Consider the following 1,175-nt stretch of genomic DNA (forward strand, 5'->3'; position numbering starts at 1 on the left):
AAAGCACCCTTCTTGCATTTATTAGCTCAGAGAAGCCATATTCTCTCATAACCCTATTCTGGTCTTCCAAATATTTATTCATATCCGGCTACCTTTTTATTATGTATCGTCTGTGAGGATTGAGCGTAATTGTGTAATGTTCCACCTTTACAGTGCGCGTTTCTACCAGGTATACGAGGGCAATGATCCCTATGATCCCTGCGAGAACTATGGAGTATTCCAGGCCCAGAACAAGGTAGACCAGGCAAGCGGGAATTCCGAATATCACTGCAAAAATGATGACGTATGCGAGGAGTACGAGAGCACAGTACAGCAGGACAAGGGCTCCTATGAAAGCCAAAATAAAGCCTGCTATTCCTATAGTCTCGTAAAACAGGTTTCCCGAAATTGTCATCGCAAGCAGCAAGGACCAGAGACTCTGCCATACCATGCCTGTTACAAATACGGCAACGGCGGTGATCAGGAATCCGAAGGTTGCTGCATCTTCGTCCATGATTACCTCTGCGCCCTGAATCTCCTGTTCGGGGTCAGCGTCGCGGATATTGAGGCTTCTTCGCGTTTAAATATGAGGCCACGTCTCGTTATCACTAGATCCATTCTCAATACAGGATTCGATTCGTATTCCACGTAGCTTATGTCGGGATTCCGCTCCATGAACTCCCTGATGGCTGCGATCTGTCTCCTGTCTTCGAGCTCATACTGGTTTACCGTGTTCCCGATTATGGTCTCCTGCAATCTCTCAAGAGTGCCTTTCTTTTGCGGATTGGCAATCTCATATCTTACTATTTCAGGCTGGGAGCCTTCAAAATATTCAGGCTCACTGCCGTTCACAACCACTCTTCTCATTTTACTCATTTTCATTTCCTCCATGGAAGAAAGCAAGCCATGTCTGCGCCTTTGCCAGGAATTCTTCTTTGGCAAGAATGTCCGGCTCTGAAAGCAGTACCCTGGTCAGCAGATGATCCGGGAATTTCTTTGCGAAGTTTGCCTTCAGTTTTGCAACACTGACTCTTCTGGCATCTTCCATACATATGTATTGAGAAGAGCGGCTTTATCCTCAAAAGATAGGATTAAATACTAGGGAACTGCATCTTTTCTTCTCTTCCCGTAGGCAAAAGGAAAGCCTTTCCAGTCTTTGTACTCGTTGGCATCAAGTTTTCTTCTGAAGAAACCGT

3 protein-coding genes are annotated in these 1,175 nt (G+C 45.6%); all 3 read right to left on the minus strand.

Annotated features, from left to right (window positions below):
* Positions 1–88: 88 nt before the first annotated feature.
* From AMDU4_RS11230 to AMDU4_RS11240, 3 genes are read right to left on the minus strand one after another with little or no spacing between them, the layout of a single operon-like run.
* Positions 89–493, minus strand: coding sequence for a hypothetical protein (locus AMDU4_RS11230; RefSeq protein WP_021787313.1), 405 nt, complete (start codon positions 491–493; stop codon positions 89–91).
* A gap of 2 nt (positions 494–495) precedes the next feature.
* Positions 496–855, minus strand: coding sequence for a hypothetical protein (locus tag AMDU4_RS11235; protein ID WP_021787312.1), 360 nt, complete (start codon positions 853–855; stop codon positions 496–498).
* Entirely contained in the window at positions 848–1,027 is a 180-nt protein-coding gene (locus AMDU4_RS11240) for a hypothetical protein (protein WP_021787311.1), read from the minus strand. The genes AMDU4_RS11235 and AMDU4_RS11240 overlap by 8 nt, the downstream gene beginning before the upstream one ends.
* Positions 1,028–1,175: the final 148 nt, after the last annotated feature.

This window comes from Ferroplasma sp. Type II (genome assembly GCF_000496155.1).